Source organism: Saccharothrix sabaoui, assembly GCF_051756985.1.
Lineage (GTDB): Bacteria > Actinomycetota > Actinomycetes > Mycobacteriales > Pseudonocardiaceae > Actinosynnema.
Genome location: NZ_JBPKJK010000050.1, coordinates 1 through 16,994, shown reverse-complemented (window position 1 = coordinate 16,994; position 16,994 = coordinate 1). Strand labels below are relative to the sequence as shown.

The 16,994-nt window shown below is 74.7% G+C and carries 16 protein-coding genes; 9 read left to right on the top strand and 7 right to left on the bottom strand.

What is annotated here, in order from left to right; genetic code table 11:
* Positions 1 to 9: 9 nt before the first annotated feature.
* Positions 10 to 900 carry a ribonuclease Z gene (locus ACR807_RS17725; RefSeq protein ID WP_438922432.1) on the top strand — a complete coding sequence of 297 codons (891 nt, stop codon included), beginning with the start codon at positions 10 to 12 and terminating at the stop codon, positions 898 to 900.
* Here ACR807_RS17725 and ACR807_RS17720 read toward each other — a convergent pair.
* The gene (locus tag ACR807_RS17720) at positions 872 to 1,735 is read right to left on the bottom strand and encodes an NAD-dependent epimerase/dehydratase family protein (RefSeq protein WP_438922431.1); all 864 of its coding nucleotides are present in this window, start codon (positions 1,733 to 1,735) and stop codon (positions 872 to 874) included. The genes ACR807_RS17725 and ACR807_RS17720 overlap by 29 nt on opposite strands.
* A gap of 108 nt (positions 1,736 to 1,843) precedes the next feature.
* Here ACR807_RS17720 and ACR807_RS17715 point away from each other — a divergent pair, with 108 nt between their 5' ends.
* Together ACR807_RS17715 and ACR807_RS17710 are read left to right on the top strand one after the other, a co-directional pair.
* On the top strand, positions 1,844 to 2,056 hold the full coding sequence (locus ACR807_RS17715) for a hypothetical protein (RefSeq protein WP_438922430.1): 213 nt from the start codon (positions 1,844 to 1,846) through the stop codon (positions 2,054 to 2,056).
* A gap of 150 nt (positions 2,057 to 2,206) precedes the next feature.
* A complete protein-coding gene (locus ACR807_RS17710; protein ID WP_438922429.1) occupies positions 2,207 to 3,637 on the top strand; it encodes a hypothetical protein in 1,431 nt (476 codons plus the stop codon).
* On the opposite strand, the gene ACR807_RS17705 is transcribed toward ACR807_RS17710, so the two are convergent.
* The gene (locus tag ACR807_RS17705) at positions 3,627 to 4,412 is read right to left on the bottom strand and encodes a hypothetical protein (protein WP_438922428.1); all 786 of its coding nucleotides are present in this window, start codon (positions 4,410 to 4,412) and stop codon (positions 3,627 to 3,629) included. The genes ACR807_RS17710 and ACR807_RS17705 overlap by 11 nt on opposite strands.
* An 84-nt stretch (positions 4,413 to 4,496) precedes the next feature.
* On the opposite strand from ACR807_RS17705, the gene ACR807_RS17700 reads away from it, so the two are divergent.
* The 4 genes from ACR807_RS17700 (at position 4,497) to ACR807_RS17685 (ending at position 8,245) form a co-directional block, all read left to right on the top strand.
* Positions 4,497 to 5,711 carry a DNA cytosine methyltransferase gene (locus ACR807_RS17700; protein WP_438922427.1) on the top strand — a complete coding sequence of 405 codons (1,215 nt, stop codon included), beginning with the start codon at positions 4,497 to 4,499 and terminating at the stop codon, positions 5,709 to 5,711.
* A 392-nt stretch (positions 5,712 to 6,103) separates the two neighbouring features.
* Positions 6,104 to 7,339, top strand: a complete 1,236-nt coding sequence (locus ACR807_RS17695; protein ID WP_438922426.1) for a thioester domain-containing protein — start codon at positions 6,104 to 6,106, stop codon at positions 7,337 to 7,339.
* Between the two features lie 112 nt (positions 7,340 to 7,451).
* Complete coding sequence (locus ACR807_RS17690) at positions 7,452 to 7,625, top strand: antitoxin (RefSeq protein ID WP_438922425.1); 174 nt, start codon at positions 7,452 to 7,454, stop codon at positions 7,623 to 7,625.
* Between the two features lie 62 nt (positions 7,626 to 7,687).
* Complete coding sequence (locus ACR807_RS17685; RefSeq protein ID WP_438922424.1) at positions 7,688 to 8,245, top strand: putative glycolipid-binding domain-containing protein; 558 nt, start codon at positions 7,688 to 7,690, stop codon at positions 8,243 to 8,245.
* 371 nt (positions 8,246 to 8,616) lie between these two features.
* Here the strand turns inward: ACR807_RS17685 and ACR807_RS17680 are convergent, their stop codons facing one another.
* From ACR807_RS17680 to ACR807_RS17660, 5 genes are all read right to left on the bottom strand, one after another.
* Complete coding sequence (locus tag ACR807_RS17680; protein WP_438922423.1) at positions 8,617 to 9,801, bottom strand: thiolase family protein; 1,185 nt, start codon at positions 9,799 to 9,801, stop codon at positions 8,617 to 8,619.
* Between the two features lie 13 nt (positions 9,802 to 9,814).
* Positions 9,815 to 11,596 (bottom strand): hypothetical protein, encoded by a 1,782-nt coding sequence (locus tag ACR807_RS17675; protein ID WP_438922422.1) that lies wholly within the window; start codon positions 11,594 to 11,596, stop codon positions 9,815 to 9,817.
* Positions 11,597 to 11,653: 57 nt separating this feature from the next.
* The gene (locus ACR807_RS17670) at positions 11,654 to 13,438 is read right to left on the bottom strand and encodes a hypothetical protein (RefSeq protein WP_438922421.1); all 1,785 of its coding nucleotides are present in this window, start codon (positions 13,436 to 13,438) and stop codon (positions 11,654 to 11,656) included.
* Positions 13,439 to 13,447: 9 nt separating this feature from the next.
* Complete coding sequence (locus ACR807_RS17665; protein ID WP_438922420.1) at positions 13,448 to 14,401, bottom strand: prephenate dehydrogenase; 954 nt, start codon at positions 14,399 to 14,401, stop codon at positions 13,448 to 13,450.
* A gap of 164 nt (positions 14,402 to 14,565) precedes the next feature.
* A complete protein-coding gene (locus ACR807_RS17660; RefSeq protein ID WP_438922419.1) occupies positions 14,566 to 15,801 on the bottom strand; it encodes a M20 metallopeptidase family protein in 1,236 nt (411 codons plus the stop codon).
* A gap of 89 nt (positions 15,802 to 15,890) precedes the next feature.
* Between ACR807_RS17660 and ACR807_RS17655 the strand changes: the two genes are divergently transcribed.
* Positions 15,891 to 16,379 carry a tRNA adenosine deaminase-associated protein gene (locus tag ACR807_RS17655; protein ID WP_438922418.1) on the top strand — a complete coding sequence of 163 codons (489 nt, stop codon included), beginning with the start codon at positions 15,891 to 15,893 and terminating at the stop codon, positions 16,377 to 16,379.
* Positions 16,376 to 16,840, top strand: coding sequence for a nucleoside deaminase (locus tag ACR807_RS17650; RefSeq protein WP_438922417.1), 465 nt, complete (start codon positions 16,376 to 16,378; stop codon positions 16,838 to 16,840). Before ACR807_RS17655 ends, ACR807_RS17650 begins: the two co-directional genes overlap by 4 nt.
* The last annotated feature ends 154 nt before the right edge of the window (positions 16,841 to 16,994 follow it).

The window sequence follows — 16,994 nt, the reverse complement described above, 5'->3', positions numbered from 1 at the left end:
CTCTGCCACGTGTCACCACGAGAGCTGGTCGTGCTCGGCACCGCGAGCCAGGTGCCCACCCGCACCCGCAACCACAACGGCTACCTGCTGCGGTGGGGCGCCGAGGGCTTCCTGTTCGACCCCGGCGAGGGCACCCAGCGGCAGATGCTGCGCGCGGGTGTCGCGGCGAGCGACGTGACCAGGTTGTTCGTCACACACCTGCACGGCGACCACTGCCTGGGCGTGCCGGGCGTCGTGCAGCGCCTGTCGCTGGACGGCGCGCGGCACCCCGTGCACGCCCACTACCCGGCCGAGGGCGCCGAGTTCTTCGCCCGGCTGCGGCACGCCACGTCGTTCCACGACACCGTCGACGTCCGCGAGCACCCCGTCACCGGTCCGGGGGTGATCGCCGCCGGACCGTTCGGCACGCTCGAAGCCCGCCGGCTCGACCACTCGCTGCCCGCCTACGGCTACCGCCTGGTCGAGGACGACGGCCGCACGATGGTGCCCGAACTGCTGGCGGCGCGCGGCATCAGCGGCCCGGCGGTCCGCGCGCTGAAGCCGCCGCTGCTGGACGAGGTGAGCGTGCCCCGCCGGGGCCAGCGGTTCGCGTTCGTCATGGACACCAGGCTGTGCGACGGCGCGTTCGAGCTGGCCGACGGCGCGGACATGCTGGTCATCGAGTCGACGTTCCTGCACGCCGACGAGCACTTGGCCACCGAGCACGGCCACCTGACCGCCCGGCAGGCCGCCCGGGTCGCCGCCGAGTCCGGCGTCCGCACCCTCGTCCTCACGCACTTCTCCCAGCGCTACCACGACCCGAGGGCGTTCCACGACGAGGCGGCCGAGGTGTTCGGCGGCACCATCCACGTGGCCGCCGACCTGGACCGGATCAGGGTGCCGAAGCGCCGCGCCGGCTGACCTCCGCCGCCCACTGGTCGCGCACCAGGTCGTCCAGGTCCGAGTGCGCCGGCCGCCACCCGAGCGCCCGCAGCGCCGAGGTGCCCGCGCGCAGCTCGCGCACCTCGCCGGGGTTGGCGGGCCGCCGCACGACCGGCACCGGGCGGCCGGTCACCCGCTCCGCGGCGGCCAGCACGTCGGCCACGCTCGCGGGCGTCGCGCCCACGTTGAGCACCGCGCAGCCCTCGCCGGGGCTGTCGACGGCCACCGCGAACGCCCGCGCCACGTCCCGCACGTGCACGAAGTCGCGCACCGCCGTCCCGTCGCCGTAGACCTCCAGCGCCGGCAGCCGCCCGGACGCCGCCCCGCACGCCCTGGTGACCAGGCGGGTGTCGTCGCGGTCGCCGCCGCCCGCGACGTTGAACAGCCGCAGCACCACCGCGGACACCCGGCCGGACCGCGCGGTCCACGTCACCGCGTCCTCCGCGGCGGCCTTCGACGCCGAGTACGGGTTCGCGGGCGCGCGCGGGGAGTCCTCGGTCAGCACGCCGCCCCCGCCCCCGCCGTACACCGCGGCCGTGGACGCCAGCACGAACCGCGTCCCCGGCGAGGCGGAGCGCAGCAGGGCCACCGTCCCGCCGACGTTCACGTCGAAGTACCGCGACGGGTCGTCGAACGACTCGCGCACGCGGGCCAGCCCGGCGAGGTGCACGACGGCGTCCACCCCGGCCGCGGACCCCGTCCGCACGTCGCCCGCGAACGGCACGCAGTCGTGGCCGGCGGTCCGCAGCTCCGCCGCGACCACCCGTCCGACATACCCCGAAGATCCTGTGACCAGCACCCGCACGGGTGTCATCCCAGCACGGGGCTGCTCCGTCGACGGTCACGGGTCAGGTGGAAATTGACCCTAAAGGTGTGGACCGGTGGGGCCGATACTCCCCATGTGAGTTACCCGTACCCAGCCATGCACACGAGCATCGAGGTCGTGCTCGCGGAGTACGCCGTGCGCGAGGCGAAGCGGCAGCACTTCCTCGAGACCGCCGCGCTGATCGTCGCCGCGGCCCCGTCGTCGCTGGACGACACGCTGGTCGGCCTGACCCTCCCGTTCCCCGCGCCGCCGGGCGCCCGCGCCTTCCTGGGCCGGGTCGACCAGGTGCTCCGCGACGCCGCTCGATGATCTCGCGCGCCACCGCCTGAACCCATCGGAAGCTTTCATCCGGTCGTTGCCGGACCGTGCTGGGCCGTTCCCGCCGGGTGCCTCTACAGTGCGTGGCACCCGGCGCTCGCCGGTCGTCTCGTCTGCTTCTCATAAAGCGAGTTCTCGGCGATGGATCACGTCCTTTCCGCGCTCCACGAGCGCCTCGGCACCCTGTTCGGCGACCGCTTGGTCGTGCTCGCGGGCGGCAGCCGGCTGAGCAGACGCGCGAGCGAGCTGCACCAGCTCGGCGCTCGTCACACGCTCGTGCTGTCGACGGACGACCACGCCCCCCTGCACGACTCCGAGGTGGCGCGCTGGGTGCCGCTCGGCATCGCGGGCGGCTTCGTCGCGGTCGAGCAGAACCGGCTCACCCGGCTGCTGACCTCGCCCAACCGGATGGTCCGCGAGGTCCTCTCCGACTTCGACCCGCGCGGCGAGGCGCTGGTGATCAGCACCCCGTACGTGCACACCCCGGAGTTCGCGGGCCGGCCCGTGCTCAACGCCCGCCGCCCCGAATGGGTGGAACTGGAGAACAAGACGACGATCGACGCGCTGTGGGACGAGCTGTCCGCGCCCCGCGCGCCCGCCGTCGTGCTCGACCTCGACTTCGAGGCCCTGTGGGCGGCCACGCTGGAGCTGGACCGCGGCGCGGGCGTCGTGTGGTCCGGCGACGGCCCGGCGATCAACGGCGGCGCGAACTTCGTGCGCCGCGTCCGCGACCGCGCCGAGGCGCTGGAGGCGTTCGAGAAGTTCGCCCCCAAGTGCCACTTCGTCCGCGTGATGCCGTTCCTGGAGGGCATCCCGGTCAGCGTGCACGGCATCGTGTTCCCCGACGGCACGGCGGTGCTGCGGCCGATCGAGATGGTCGTGCCGCGCCGCGCCGGCCAGGCCCGGTTCCTCTACGCGGGCTGCGCGTCGTACTACGACCCGCCCACCCGCATCCGCGAGGAGATGCGCAACCTGGCCCGCCGCGTCGGCGAGCGGCTGCGCGAGACCGTCGACTACCGCGGCACGTTCACCCTGGACGGCATCGCCACCGCCGACGGCTTCCTGCCGACCGAGATCAACACCCGCTACGGCGGGGCGATGGTGTGCTTCGAGGACGCGCTGCCGCAGCTGCCGCTGTCGCTCGTGCAGGTCGCCCTGGTCGCCGGGCACGACCTGGGCGTGTCGTCCATCGAGTTCGAGGAGCTGCTGGTCGGCGCGGCCGACGGCTACCGGCACGGGACGGTCGGCGCGAACGTGCGCGCGGTCGACCAGGACGAGGTCGTGGAACGCCCGATCGTGTTCACCGAGTGGTCGTGCCGGTTCGCGCACCCCGACGAGGCGCCGCACGGCGTGCTGCGGCTGCGCCCGTCGCCGCTGGGCGCGCGGCTGGAGCTGGACTTCGCGGCCGAGCAGCTGCCGCCGGGCCGCCCGGTGGTGGCGCTGACGGTGGCCGCGTTCGCGCTCGCCGACCAGGAGTGGGGCACGGCGCTCGGCCCGCTGGAGCCGGCCGTGCCGGTCGACGACGAGCAGCCGGCCGCCCCCGTGGTGGAGCTCGACGCCGTCACGGCGTAGTCGTGACGCCTTCCTGGTCGCCGTACGCGGCCAGGAAGGCGTACCGGTACCCCATGAGCTGGAGGGTCACCTCGAACGGCTGGTTGGGCGGGTAGCTCTTGGTCCGGTAGGCGCGCAGCAGCTCCATGTGGCCCTGCGCGGTCGTGCGCAGCAGCAGCGGCGTCACGGGTTCCCCGCTCACCACGTGCCGCGCCACCCGGGCCGCCTGCGCGAGCAGCCGCGGTGAGCGGTCGTCGGACGCGATGGCCTCCGCCACCTCCACCACGTGCGCGGGCACGACCTCCGGCACCGCGATGGCCAGCGCCATCGAGCACGCCACCTCCGCGCCCCCCAGCGTCTCGAACACCTTGGGCGCGCCCTTGGCCACCTCGTAGCGCGTCTGCGTGATCCAGTCCGGCGGCAGCCGGGGCAGCTCGCGGCCCGAGGCGTTCCAGCGGCGGCGGGTGCGCTTGCCGTCGTCGGTGAACCCGGCGCTCGCCAGGGCCAGCGCCGCCAGCAAGAAGATCACCCGATCGCGGCTCGTCGCGGGCACCCGGTAGCTCGCACCCATCTCGACCAGGAACGGCACGGCCCAGGCGCTCGCCTCGGACACCGTGTCCTCGACGAGCAGCCGCTCGACCAGTTCCCTGCACGCCGCCTCGCGCACGGCCCGCTCACCGTCCGCGGCGTTGCGCAGCAGCTCGTCGACACCCGTGCCGTGGGACAGGACGGACCACGGCACGTCTTCCAGACCGCGCAACGGGTCCGGCCGTTGCCAGGCAGGTGGGAGCTCCATGCCGCGCAAGCTACGCGATTTCGCGAACCTGGTACCGCCGGGATCACTCGCGGGTGAACCACCCCGTCACCGTACGATCACCTGGTGCGCGGACCCCGCTTCAAGGTCGTCGACCTGTTCTCCGGTGCCGGTGGCATGAGCCTGGGCTTCCAGGCGCACCGCGACTTCACCATCGTCGGCGCGGCGGACGCGCAGATCGGCAAGCCGTCGTCCCGGCTCGGGTCGTTGCGCTGCAACGGGATCTACCGGGACAACATCGGCGTCGACCCGCTCCAGGTGGACCTCGGCCGGCTCGACCCGTCCGTGCTGCGGCAGGTCTGGGGCCTGGCCCGCGGCGAGCTGGACGTGCTCGTGGCCTGCCCGCCGTGCTCCGGGTTCACCCGCATCTCGCCGAACAACCACCTGCGCGACGACCCGCGCAACTCGCTCGTCGGCCGGGTCGCGGCGTACGTGGCCGAGTTCCGGCCGCGCGTGCTGCTGCTGGAGAACGCCCGCGAGCTGGTGAAGGGCAAGCAGCGCCACCACCTCGACGGGCTGGCCGAGCAGCTGCTGGAGCTGGGCTACGAGGTCGACGCGTCCACCCACATGCTGTCCCGGTTCGGGCTGCCCCAGCTGCGCGAGCGCGCCATGGTCGTCGCGGTCGACAAGGGCGTGGCGCTGCGCACGCTGGAGGACCTGTGGGCCGGGTTCGAGGTCAAGCCGGGCGCGGTGACCGTGCGGCGGGCGATCGGCAAGCTGCCGTTCGTCGAGGCGGGCGAGGCGCACCCGGAGGACGAGGTGCACGTGTCGCCGTCGTTCCGCCGGGACCGGTCGCTGGACCGGATGCGGGCCATCCCGGCGGACGGCGGGTCGTGGGGCGACCTCGTCGGCTCGGCCGCCGAGCTGCTGCTGAACCCGGCGCAGCGCAAGATCATCGAAGAGGGCAAGTGGGGGTCGCACCCCGACGTGTACGGGCGCATGTGGTGGGACGAGCCCGCGCGCACGATCAAGCGCGAGTGCGGGCACGTCGGCAACGGGCGGTACGCCCACCCCGAGCAGCACCGGCTGTGCACCGTGCGGGAGATGGCCCTGCTCCAGGGGTTCCCGCGCAAGTTCCGGTTCGACGTGTCGGTCATCGGCAACGCCTACCGGCACCTGGGCGACGCCGTGCCGCCGCTGATCTCGTTCCAGCTCGCCGCCCTGGTGCGGTGGATGCTGACCGGCGAGCCGCCGGCGGCGAAGGACCTGTGCCTGCCCGGGACGTCCTTGCGCGTGGGGGACATCCGGCCGGTCGCGCCGGCCGCCGCCCTGGTCGCCTAGATCACCGTTCGGCAACGGTGTGGCGTCGAAACGGGAATCCGGGGAATCCCGCGTCTTCTGTGGACGCATCCGCTGAACTGCGGAAACCGAGTTGTCCACAGGGGTGCTCCAGGGCGTTTCGCCTTGTCCCGAAACGGACTTCCGCAGCGGTTCTCGACGCGGTGTCGAACCCGTGGATCATCCACAGTGGAAGTGCCGGTACTGTTCGCGCTGGTGGGAGCCTTGTCCGACAGGGCTAAACCCTTGCCTGAACGAGTGACGCCCGATCGGATAGTGTTCCGGCGATTCTGTCGATCCGGTGTCGGAACCCCGTGCGGAGGCGTTCCACCGGTTCGGCAGCCGCCGCCTTGAACCACACCAACGGGCTACCCTCGCGAGCCTCAAGGAGACACATGGCATCCCGGTTGACTCCCAAGCGCCTCGGGGCCGCGGTCCTCGGCGCCTCGCTGGTCATGTTGACCGCCGCGCTCCCCGCCGTCGCGGACCCGGTGAAGATCGTCCCGGTCGAGCGCGACGACCCGGACTTCGGCAAGTACCACGAAGAGGGCATCGAGCTGGGCCTCAAGGACGAGGAGCGCGAGTGGTTCGACGCGAACCTCATCCCGCTCTACGTCATCGAGAACGGTGAGAAGACCGTCGTCAAGGCGTACTGCGTCGAGCTGCCGACCACGCTCCAGGACGGCACGCCGCTGCACGAGGTGCCGTGGGACCAGCACCCGAACCCCGAGACGAAGTTCGAGCAGAACGCGTCGAAGATCAACTGGGTCCTGCACAACAGCTACCCGCTGCGCGAGACCTCGGTGCTGTCCGAGGCCACCGGCCGCGACATCGACGAGCGCGAGGCCATCGCCGGCACCCAGGCCGCGATCTGGAACCTCAGCGACGGCGCCGAGCTGAAGCCCGGCGAGGCCGCGACCAAGCACGGCGACGCCGAGGTCGACGAGGACGTCCGCGCGGTCTACGAGTACCTGATCGGCGCGAAGAACTCGGGCATCGAGCAGCAGCCCACGCCGACCCTGGAGATCACGCCGGAGGAGCTGGCCGGCAAGGCGGGCGAGCTGATCGGCCCGTTCAGCATCGCCACCACCGCCGAGTCCGTCGTGCTGGAGGCCGACCTCCCGCAGGGCGTCACGCTCACCGACAAGGACGGCACCCCGCTGAAGCCCGCCGACGGCGGTTTCACGGCGCAGGCCGAGACGAAGGTCGTCGAGTTCTTCGTCAAGGTCGACCAGGGCGTCGAGCCCGGTGAGGCCAAGGTCTCCGTCAAGGCGAACGCCCAGCTCCAGCACGGTCGCCTGTTCGTGTCGGTCGACCCGAACCTCAAGACCCAGTCCGTCGTGGTCGCCAAGCCGACCGAGGTCCAGGTCGAGACCGAGGCGAAGGCCAAGTGGGTCGAGGGCGTCGTCGTGACCACCACGACCGCCGCGCCGACCACCACCACGACCACCGAGACCACGACCACCACCGCGCCGACCACCACGACCACGGCCGTGGCGTCCGGCGGCGGCAGCGACGACGACCTGGCCAACACCGGCGCGTCGATCTTCGTGCCGCTGCTGATCGGCATCGGCCTGCTGGGCGCCGGTGCGGCCGCCCTGCTGGTCGTGCGCCGCAAGCGCACCGCCTGACGAGCACCTCCCGGAACGGCCCCCTCGGTGCTCACCGAGGGGGCCGTGCCGTTTGCCGCTGGGGCCGCGGGGGCGGTTCGGGTAGCCTGCGACTGGAGTGCGAAGGAGCACCATGAACTTCGACGAGATCAAGAACAAGGCGTCCGAGCTGCTGGAGCAGAACCACGGGGCGGTGGACGCGGGCATCGACCAGGCCGCCGGGTTCATCGCCGGCAGGTTCGGCCACGAGGACCAGGTCAAATCGGTGGCCGAGAAGGCCAAGGACATCCTTCCGGGTGGAGCGTGAACTCGTCCAACACGGCTGAGCGGGCCGCCACGACCGGTGAGACCCGTTCTCCTGCCGCACACATGACGACCTGGCAGGGCTACGACGTGCCCAGGCTGGAGCAGGTGCGCCTGCTCCTCTCGGAGTGCAAGCTCCGCGCCTCGGGCCGCCTGGTCACCGCCGGTCCGGCCGAGCAGTTCAGCGGCTCGTACGAGGTGTCGGTCGGCGAGACCGGCGCCGTGAAGCGGGTCCTGCTGCGCACCGCGACGGTGTCCGAGGAGCGGCACGTCTCGATCAGCCGCTCGTCCGAGGGCGGCTGGCTGGTCGACCACGGCCAGGGCGCCGAGCAGGCCGACTTCGAGGGCGCGGTGGACGTGGACGTGCAGTTCGCGGTCCTGTTCAACGCGATCCCGATCCGCCGCCTCAACCTCCAGGCGGAGGAGGGCGAGCACGAGGTCCCGGTGGTCTACGTGACGCTGCCCGACCTGTCGGTCCAGCTGGTGCGCCAGACCTACCGCACGGTGTCGATCGGCGAGGACCGCTCGGTGGTGTCCTTCACGCACGGCGAGTTCCAGCAGGACATCACGGTCGACCGGGCGGGCCTGGTCGTCGACTACCCGCGCATCTCGTACCGGATCTGACCAGCGGTCCCGTTCCCCGGTCCTGATCACCACATCGGGTGCGCAATCGCTTGCGCGTGCGCGGGTGGCGCAACGATGGTCGGGTGAGCACACACGTCTTCGTGGACGAGTCCCGCCGCGCCGACCACCTGCTCGTGTCGACGACTCCACGGGCGGGCTCGTCGACGTCGGCCCTCTTCGCGAGGGCACGGGTGCGCGCGGCGAGTCCGCGTCGTGGGTGGTGGGAGCCGTTCGCGCGGTCGTCACAGCGCGAAGCCCTGGCTCCCGCCGTCCGACGGGCCTACCAGGGCTCACTTCCTCGGCCTAGCGGCCTCGGCTGAGGAAGAACCTACCAACCCGCCGCCGCCGACGCCGTCCCTCGACCAGGTGATCTACACGCGCACCGCGATCGCCATGCCCTGACCCACCCCCACGCACGCCGCCGCCACGCCGAGACCACCGCCGCGCGCCCGCAGGTGGCGGCACAGGTCGACCACGACCCGCGGCAGGGAGGCGCCCAGCGGGTGGCCGTACGCGATCGCCCCGCCGTGCACGTTCACCTTCTCCGGGTCCACCTCGGGCAGGTGGTGCAGCACGGACAGCGCCATCGCCGCGAACGCCTCGTTGACCTCCCACAAATCGACCTCGGCCGCCGCGACCCGCAGCCGCCCCAGCAGCTTGCGGACCGCCGCGACCGGGGCCACGGTGAAGTGCCGGGGGTCGTCCGCGGTCACCGCCGAACCCAGGAACTCGCCCAGCGGCTCGACGCCCAGCTCCGCCGCCACGTCCTCGGTGCCCATGAGCACGGCCGCCGCGCCGTCGCCGAGCGGCGACGAGTTGCCCGCCGTCACCGGCCCGTCCTCGGAGAACGCGGGCTTCAGCTTCGCCAGCCGGTCCGCCGTGGTCTCCGGCCGCACGGACTCGTCGCGCCGCACGGGCGGGTCGTCGGGCAGCCGCACCGGGAACACGAACCCGTCGTGCACCCCCGCGTCCCACGCCGCCGAGGCCCGCCGGTGCGACCGCAGCGCGAAGGCGTCCATCTGCTCGCGCGTGATGCCGAGCCCCGCGGCGACGTCCTCGGCCGCCCGCCCCAGCGGCACGGTCCACTCGGCCCTCATCCGCGGGTTCACCAGCCGCCAGCCCAGCACCGTCGACACGGGTTCGAGCCGGTCGGGGAACGGCCGGTCCGGTCGCGGCACCACGAACGGGGCCCGCGTCATCCCCTCCACGCCGCCCGCCACCAGCAGCGACGCGTCACCGAGCGCCAGCGCCCGCGCGGCCTGCACGATCGCCTCGCCGCCGGAGGCGCACAGCCGGTTGACGGTCACCCCCGGCACGGACGTCGGCAGCCCGGCCAGCAGCGCGGCCATCCGCCCGACGTTCCGGTTCTCCTCGCCGGCCCCGTTGGTGTTGCCCAGCAGCACGTCGTCGATCCGCGCCGGGTCCACGGCCGGGTGCCGCCGCAGCAGCTCGACGATCGGCAGCGCGGCGAGGTCGTCCACCCGGACGCCGGACAACCCGCCGCGGTAACGGCCGAACGGGGTGCGGGCGGCGTCGAGCAGCAGTGGGCGCGGCATGCACCCAATACTCTCACTGGCCGAGGAAGAAGGGGATGAACGCCGAGGTGGGGTTGGTCCCGGTGGCGGTGCCGAACAGCCGCACCTCGATCATGTGCGGCCCGAGCGACAACCTGCTCGTGTTCAGCGCGAACCGGTACTCCCCGGCGATCCCGGGTCCGTCGGCGGCGGTGGGCACCACGGCCACCCGCTCGTCGTCGACGCGCACGCTGAACCCGGCCAGGCCGGCCAGCGGCTCACCGGGCCGGCCCGACAGCAGCAGGTCGAGCACCAGCCGCCCGCGCCGCACCGCCGCGCCCTCGGGCACGACCGTGCCGCTCGCGTCGAGCACGGTGCCGGTGACGCGGGCCGGCTTGAGCTCCAGCCTGGCCAGGGGCAGCGACCCGGTGGTCGGCGGCGCGCCGGTCGCGGTGCCGGTCAGCTCCAGGTCGACGTGCGACACCTGCATCCGCGTCGCGGTCACCAGGGTCGCGTACAGCTCGCCGCCGGTCCCCCTCAACGCCTCCGCCGGCAGGTCGGCGACGACCGCGTAGGCCACGCCCGGCCGCCACGGCGCGCCCTCCACGGCGGGGCGCAGCGGTACCGCCACGCCCGCCACCGACAGGGTGAGCCGCGGCGCCTGCGGCGACTCGTCGGAGTGCAGCACCGCCATCCGCAGCTGACCGCCCGTCACACCGGGCAGCGCGGCCTGCGACCAGGTCGTGGGCGCCTCGGCCGCGACCACGACCTCCACCCGCGGTCCCGGCACCAGCGGCGGCGGGGACGCCGGGGCCGCGTCGAACGCGACCAGGCTGAACGCCGCCCGCTGCCCGGTCGGCCCGGACACGGACACCAGCGCCGTCGCCTCGGTCCAGGTCGGCACGGCCGGGCTGGTCGCGACCTCGACGCCGTCCAGCACGACCCGCGTGCCGCCGCGCCCCAGCCCGAGCTCCCACCGGTGGCTGATCCCGGCCTCCAGGGCGGGCACCTCGCGGACCGCGGTCGTCGCCGCGCCGTCGGCGGTGAGCACCCGCACGGACGTCGAGCCGTTGCCGGTCGCCACCCGCAGCCGCACCGCGCCCGGCGGCAGGACGTCCCCGCTGACCAGCGACACCGGGCCGGGCACGAGGTCGAGCAGCAGCTCGCCGTCGGGGCCGGGCGCGTCGGTCTCCACGACCAGCCGCCCGGAGCCGTCGTCGAGCCGGAACGGGGTCCGCGACCGCAGCGTGGCGGGCGACGCGGCGCAGTTGCTGCTCACCACCAGCCGCTGCCCGTCGTCGCCCCGGCCGGGCGTGGCCCGCGCGCAGTTGCCGCGCGACGCCAGCCGCCACCGCGTCGGGTCGGGCGCGTCCGGCTGGTCGAACCGGTCCACCAGCTCGTGGTCGTCGACCGTGCCGCGCGGCGTGCCGGAGGACCGCGCGGGCGCCGAGCGCCGGCCGTGCGCGTCCACCGCGAACACCTCGACCCGGTACTCCTCCCCGTCGGTCAGCCCGTCGAGCTGCGTCACGAGGTCGGTGACGAACTTCGCCCGCCCGTCACCCCACCGCACCTCGTAGCCGGGCGCGTCGCCGCTCCACCTCAGCTGCAACCGCCGCGGCCCGGACGACACGGTCAGCGCGGTGGGCGTGGCGGGCGGGTCGCCGGGGTCGGGCACCAGCACGCCGTCCGCGGCGAACGGCGCGAGCGAGGTCGGGGGCGGCGCGGACGTGGCCGTCGCCCCGGGCGACCCCCCGTCGTCGGTGGTCCGCAGCACCGCGACCACCCCGGCGAACAGCACCACACCCGCGGCGACGAGCGCGATCCGGCGACGGTCCATGGCGCCAAGCTAGGCGGCCCGGTGATCGGGGTCACCAGGTCGTTGCGGAGCCGAGACCTACAGGGGCCGGATCTCGAACGACCGCTCCGCCGACCGCACGCCGCGCCCCTCGTCCACCGGGAGCACGCGCACCGCCACCGCGTGCCCGCCGCTGGGCACGTCGGCGAGGTCGACGGTGAACTCGTGCCGCCCGCCCGCCGACCCGTTCGTGGGCAGCGCGACGACCCGTTCGCCGTCGAGGTCCAGCTCCAGGCCCCGCACGGCGGCGACCTCGCGGCCCCGCGGTTCGACCAGGTCGACCACCACCCGCACCGCGCCGCCGGACGGGACCCGGTCGGGCGGGCCGGACTCGTGCACGACCGACAGCGACGGCCTCGGCACCTCCGCCGGGGGCGCGCCGCGGTCGACGAGCCGGGGCAGCGGTCGGTCCGCGTCCGGGTCGTCGGCGACGACGAGGTGCGCGGAGGAGACCGTGATGCCGCCCGGCGCGCGCAGCCGCACCCGCGGGTTCCGCTCGGGCCAGGGCAGCGGGAAGTCGGCGTAGACGAGCGTGGCCCCGTCCCCGCCCACCCCCGGCGCGGACGAGGCGGTCGCGCTCCGCGACCCCAGCTCCACGGTGACCGGCCCGTCCCGCCCGGCGACCACCTCGGCCACCACGCGCACCGACGAGGCGCGCTCCAGCCGCTGCGTGGCGACGTTGCCCGGGGACACCGCGTCGCCCTCCGGCGCGGCCGGCCCGAGCTGCACCACGGAGGCGGGGGACGGGCTACCCGGCACGCCACCACCGACACCGCCACCGACACCGCCGACGCCGACGCCGAACGAGTCGACGCGCGTGTGCCGCGCGTGCCGGAACGCCAGCCGGGGCGCGACCACCGTCCACGGCACCGCCACCGAAGCTGCGGCCACCACCTCGCCGTCGCGCAGCGCCACCACGGCGTCGGGCAGCACGCGCAGCTCCCAGCGGTGCCGGACACCCGGCGTGGGGGCCTTCGGCGCGGTCCCGACCGGCACCACCCGCTGCGTCGCCGGCACGCCCGCGCCCACCGCGAACGCCGCCCCGAGCGGTGTGACGCGCAGGACCACCGAGCCGGGCGGGTAGGGCTCGGCGAGGTGCCCGAGGTCCTGGAACGGCGCGGGCAGCAGCGCCACCAGCAGCTCGCCGGCCTCGCCCGGCTCACCCACCGGGCCGTCCGAGGTGAGCACGACCCGGCCCACCGCGCCGTCCCCGGCCGGGGCGCCGAGCCGCACCGGCACGTTGGACTGGAGGTCCAGCTCGGCGCAGGTGACCTCCAGCCTCGGGCCGTTGAGCGGACCCAGGCTCAGGCAGTCGACCCCGCCGTCGAACACCCGCCAGCGGCGCGGGTCCAGCGCCGCCGGGCCGTCGAACACGTCGACCGGCGCGACCAGGGGCTCGTGCGCGGTCTCGTCGTGCGCCGACCCCGGCACCGCCCGCGCGGTCGCGGGCCCGGAGCGGTTGCCCATCCTGTCCAGGGCGCGCACCTCGACGGCCACCTCGGCATCCGCGTCGAGCCCGACCAGCTCCGTCTCGGTGCCCTGGACCAGGCGCTCCAGGCCGTTCCAGGAGACCGCGAACCCGCCGCGCCCCAGCCGGTCGCCCGGCGTCCAGGCCACCCGCAGGCTCGTCGCGTCCACCGCGGTGAGCACCAGGTCGGTGGGCGTCCGGAGCGGCAGGTCGTCCGGGAGGTGCTCGACGCGGTCGTCCAGCACGCGGTCGAAGGCGGGCGGCGGCGGGGGAGCGGACTCGGCGCGCAGCACCGCGACCGCCCCGACCACGAGGGCCAGGCCGCCGACGACGGCGATCAGCCTGCCGCGCCCCACCGCCCGCTCCTACGGGGTGCGCGCGTGCGCGGTCGTGCCGTCCAACCCGACGACCCGCCCGCCGCGCGCGCCCAGGTCGCGCAGGGCCGCCAGGGCGCCGGGCGAGGTCAGGTCGACGGTCGTCGCGCCGGTCGGCTCCGGCCGGTCGTCGAGGACCCGGCGCGCGGTGTGACCGGCCTCGATGGTCTTGGCCAGGCCGCCGGTGGAGGCCAGGCTGCCGCGCGCCGCGCCGAGCCTGCCCAGGGCGTCGTCGACGGCCACCAGCAGCGCCCCCCGGTTGCCCTCGCACATCGCCCGGACCAGCTCGGGCCGGCTGCCCGCGACCCGCGTGCCGTCGCCGAACGAACCCGCCGCCAGGGAGAGGGCCAGCGGTCCGCCGTCCGCGCCGACGCTGGCCAGCACGGCGGCGAGCACGTGCGGCAGGTGCGAGATCCGGGCCACGGCGGCGTCGTGCTCGGCCGCCGACGTCGGCACCACGTGCGCCCCGGTGGCCAGGGCCAGCCCGGTGACGTCGGCGACCACGTCCGGGTCCGCGCCGTCCTCGGCGGCGACCACCCACGCGGCGCCCCGGAACAGCCCCGCGTCGCCCGCCGCCCAGCCGGACGCGCTGGTGCCCGCCATCGGGTGCCCGCCGACGTACCGGGCGTGCGGCGCGACCCGGGCGACGAGGTCGGCGACCGGTCCCTTGACGCTGACCACGTCGGTGAGCCGGACCCCCTCCGGGAGCGCCCGCAGCACGTTCTCCACAGCCGGCAGCGGAACGGCGACGACGACGAGCGCGTCGTGCTCGCGTGCGCGGTCGAGGGCGCCGGCGAGCCCCAGCACGTCGAACCCGTCCGCCCGCGCGGCCTCGGCGTCGTCGGCCGAGGCGGTCGCGCCCCAGGTCACGCGCCCGGCGGCGGCCGCCGCGCGCAGCACCGAACCACCGATCAAGCCCAGCCCGACCACGCACACGTTTCGCACGGCGCACATCCTGCCGGCGATCGGCCCGCGACCCCTCCGCCGACGGCCCGCGGGAGTTGTCCACAGGTGGCGTACCGGCCGTGGCGCCACCCGCGGACCTCCGGCACGGTCGTGGCATGGACACCACGCCCCGCCTGCCCGCGCCCCGCCTGCCCGCGCTCCCCCTACCGGAGCGCGTCGAGGGCGAACGCCGAGTACACGACCACCCCGTGCTCCATCGCCGCCTCGTCGAACAGCACGCGGCTGGAGTGGTTGGCCTCCGCGTGCTCCAGCGCGACCCCGCGCGGGCAGGCGCCCAGGAACGAGATGGCCCCCGGCACCTCCTGGAGGACGTAGGAGAAGTCCTCCGCGCCCATCAGCGGGTCCTCCATGGGCGCGGCCCAGCGCGCGCCGAGCGCCGCCGTCGTGACGTCCAGGACGTGCGGGCCCACCTCGGCGTCGTTGACCGTGACCGGGTAGCCGGGCACGACGGTCACCTCGGCCGTGCAGCCGTGCGCGGCCGCCACGTGCCGGGCCACCTCGGGCAGCTCGCGGCCCACGAACGCCCTCGTGTCCTCCGACAGCGTCCGGATCGTGCCCTCCACCAGGGCGGTCTCCGGGATGATGTTCGTGGTCGTCCCCGCGACGACCCGGGCGACCGTGACCACGGCCGGCTGGTGCACGCTGATCCGCCGCGCCACGAGCGCCTGGAGCGCGCCGACCAGCGCGGCGGCGGCCGGCACGGGGTCGATCGCGTCGTGCGGCATGCCGCCGTGCCCGCCCCGCCCGGTCACGGTGACGTGGAAGGTGTCCGCCGAGGCCATCGTCGGGCCGGGGCGGGAGACGACGACGCCGGACTGCAACGTCGAGCTGATGTGCAGGGCGAACGCCTTCTCCACCCGCGTGCCCGCGGCGTCCAGCACGCCCTCGTCCAGCATGTGCCGCGCGCCGTGGTGGCCCTCCTCACCGGGCTGGAACATGAACACCACCTGCCCGGCCAGCGCGTCGCGCCGCGCGGACAGCAGCCGCGCGGCGGAGGCCAGCATCGCCACGTGGGTGTCGTGCCCGCAGGCGTGCATGGCACCGTCGACCTCGGAGGCGTACGGCAGGCCCGTCTCCTCCCGCAGGGGCAGTGCGTCCATGTCGCCGCGCAGCAGCACCGTCGGGCCGGGCCGGTCGCCGCGCAGCACCGCCGTGACCGAGCTGCACGACCGGCCCGTGGTGACCTCCAGCGGCAGGCCGGCCAGCGCGTGCCGCACCGCGGACTGGGTCGCGGGCAGGGCCAGGCCCTGCTCGGGGTGCCGGTGCACCTGCCGCCGCAACGCCACCGTCCTGGGCTGCAACGAGCGCGCGGCCTCCACCAACCCGGTGAACCGGGGATCGGAAGAGGTCGTCCTGGCGATGGGTGGAGTTGTGCTCATCCCACGATGGTGGCACCGCGCGCACCCGGCCGCCCGCGGCCGAGGCCCCCGTGCTACCGGGTGCGTGCGCCTGGCCCTACGGTGTGCACATGGCACACCAGGAGCCGGTCAACGGCTTCGCTGTCGCGGTTGTCCGGGAGGACGGCCGTTGGCGGTGCAGCAGGATGGACAGCTCGGCGCTGTCGGAGCTCGACGCGGCGATCACGGAACTGCGCCAACTGCGCTCGACAGGTGCCGTGTTCGGGCTGCTGGCCGTGGACGACGAGTTCTTCATCGTCCTGCGCCCCGTCCCGGGCGGCGTCTCGCTGCTGCTGTCGGACGCGGCCGCCGCCCTGGACTACGACATCGCGGCGGACGTCCTCGACCTCCTCCGGGTCGACCCCCCGGACGAGGAGGACGAGGAGCTGTGGCCGGAGGGCGACCTCGCGGTGCTCGCCGACGTCGGGATGCCCCAGCACGAGCTCCAGGTGATCGTGGACGAGGTCGACCTGTACCCGGACGAGCAGCTGCAGATGATCGCGCAGCGCTGCGGCTTCGGCGACGAGTTCACCAAGCTCCTGGACACCATCCAGGCGTGACCGCGCACACCCCGTTCGACGAGGCCGCCGTGGAGGCCGCCCTGGCGGTCGCCGCCGAGGCGCCCGCGACGGGCGACATCCCCATCGGCGCCGTCGTGTACGGCCCGGACGGTCGCGAACTGGCGCGTGCCTGCAACGCCCGCGAGGCGCTGGGCGACCCGACCGCCCACGCCGAGGTGCTGGCCCTGCGCGCCGCCGCCGCCGTCCTCGGCGACGGCTGGCGCCTGCTCGGCTGCACCCTCGCGGTGACCGTGGAGCCGTGCACGATGTGCGCGGGCGCCCTGGTCCTGGCCCGCGTGTCGCGCGTCGTGTTCGGCGCCTGGGAGCCGCGCACGGGCGCGGCGGGCTCCCTGTGGGACGTCGTGCGCGACCGCAGGCTCAACCACCGCCCCGAGGTCGTCGGCGGCGTCCTGGAGGCGAGGTGCGCCGCCCTGATGGAGTCGTTCTTCGCCGACCGCTGAGCCGGCCCCTCGCCGCCACGGCCCCGTTCCCGCAGGCAGGAGCGCTGCGGACCCCCCGTTTGGGGCACGGTCCGCGGTCTTGTATTGTTCTCGGCGGTGGCGTGTCCGAGCGGCCGAAGGAGCACGCCTCGAAAGCGTGTGAGGTGAAAGCCTC

What these genes read in the sequence shown, in the direction of transcription:
- ACR807_RS17695 (WP_438922426.1), top strand. Translation starts at nt 6,104, where the DNA reads ATGGCATCCCGGTTGACTCCCAAGCGCCTCGGGGCCGCGGTCCTCGGC.
- ACR807_RS17715 (WP_438922430.1), top strand. Translation starts at nt 1,844, where the DNA reads ATGCACACGAGCATCGAGGTCGTGCTCGCGGAGTACGCCGTGCGCGAG.
- ACR807_RS17705 (WP_438922428.1), bottom strand. Translation starts at nt 4,412, where the DNA reads ATGGAGCTCCCACCTGCCTGGCAACGGCCGGACCCGTTGCGCGGTCTG.
- ACR807_RS17685 (WP_438922424.1), top strand. Translation starts at nt 7,688, where the DNA reads ATGACGACCTGGCAGGGCTACGACGTGCCCAGGCTGGAGCAGGTGCGC.
- ACR807_RS17720 (WP_438922431.1), bottom strand. Translation starts at nt 1,735, where the DNA reads ATGACACCCGTGCGGGTGCTGGTCACAGGATCTTCGGGGTATGTCGGA.
- ACR807_RS17675 (WP_438922422.1), bottom strand. Translation starts at nt 11,596, where the DNA reads ATGGACCGTCGCCGGATCGCGCTCGTCGCCGCGGGTGTGGTGCTGTTC.
- ACR807_RS17660 (WP_438922419.1), bottom strand. Translation starts at nt 15,801, where the DNA reads ATGAGCACAACTCCACCCATCGCCAGGACGACCTCTTCCGATCCCCGG.
- ACR807_RS17710 (WP_438922429.1), top strand. Translation starts at nt 2,207, where the DNA reads ATGGATCACGTCCTTTCCGCGCTCCACGAGCGCCTCGGCACCCTGTTC.
- ACR807_RS17655 (WP_438922418.1), top strand. Translation starts at nt 15,891, where the DNA reads ATGGCACACCAGGAGCCGGTCAACGGCTTCGCTGTCGCGGTTGTCCGG.
- ACR807_RS17690 (WP_438922425.1), top strand. Translation starts at nt 7,452, where the DNA reads ATGAACTTCGACGAGATCAAGAACAAGGCGTCCGAGCTGCTGGAGCAG.
- ACR807_RS17680 (WP_438922423.1), bottom strand. Translation starts at nt 9,801, where the DNA reads ATGCCGCGCCCACTGCTGCTCGACGCCGCCCGCACCCCGTTCGGCCGT.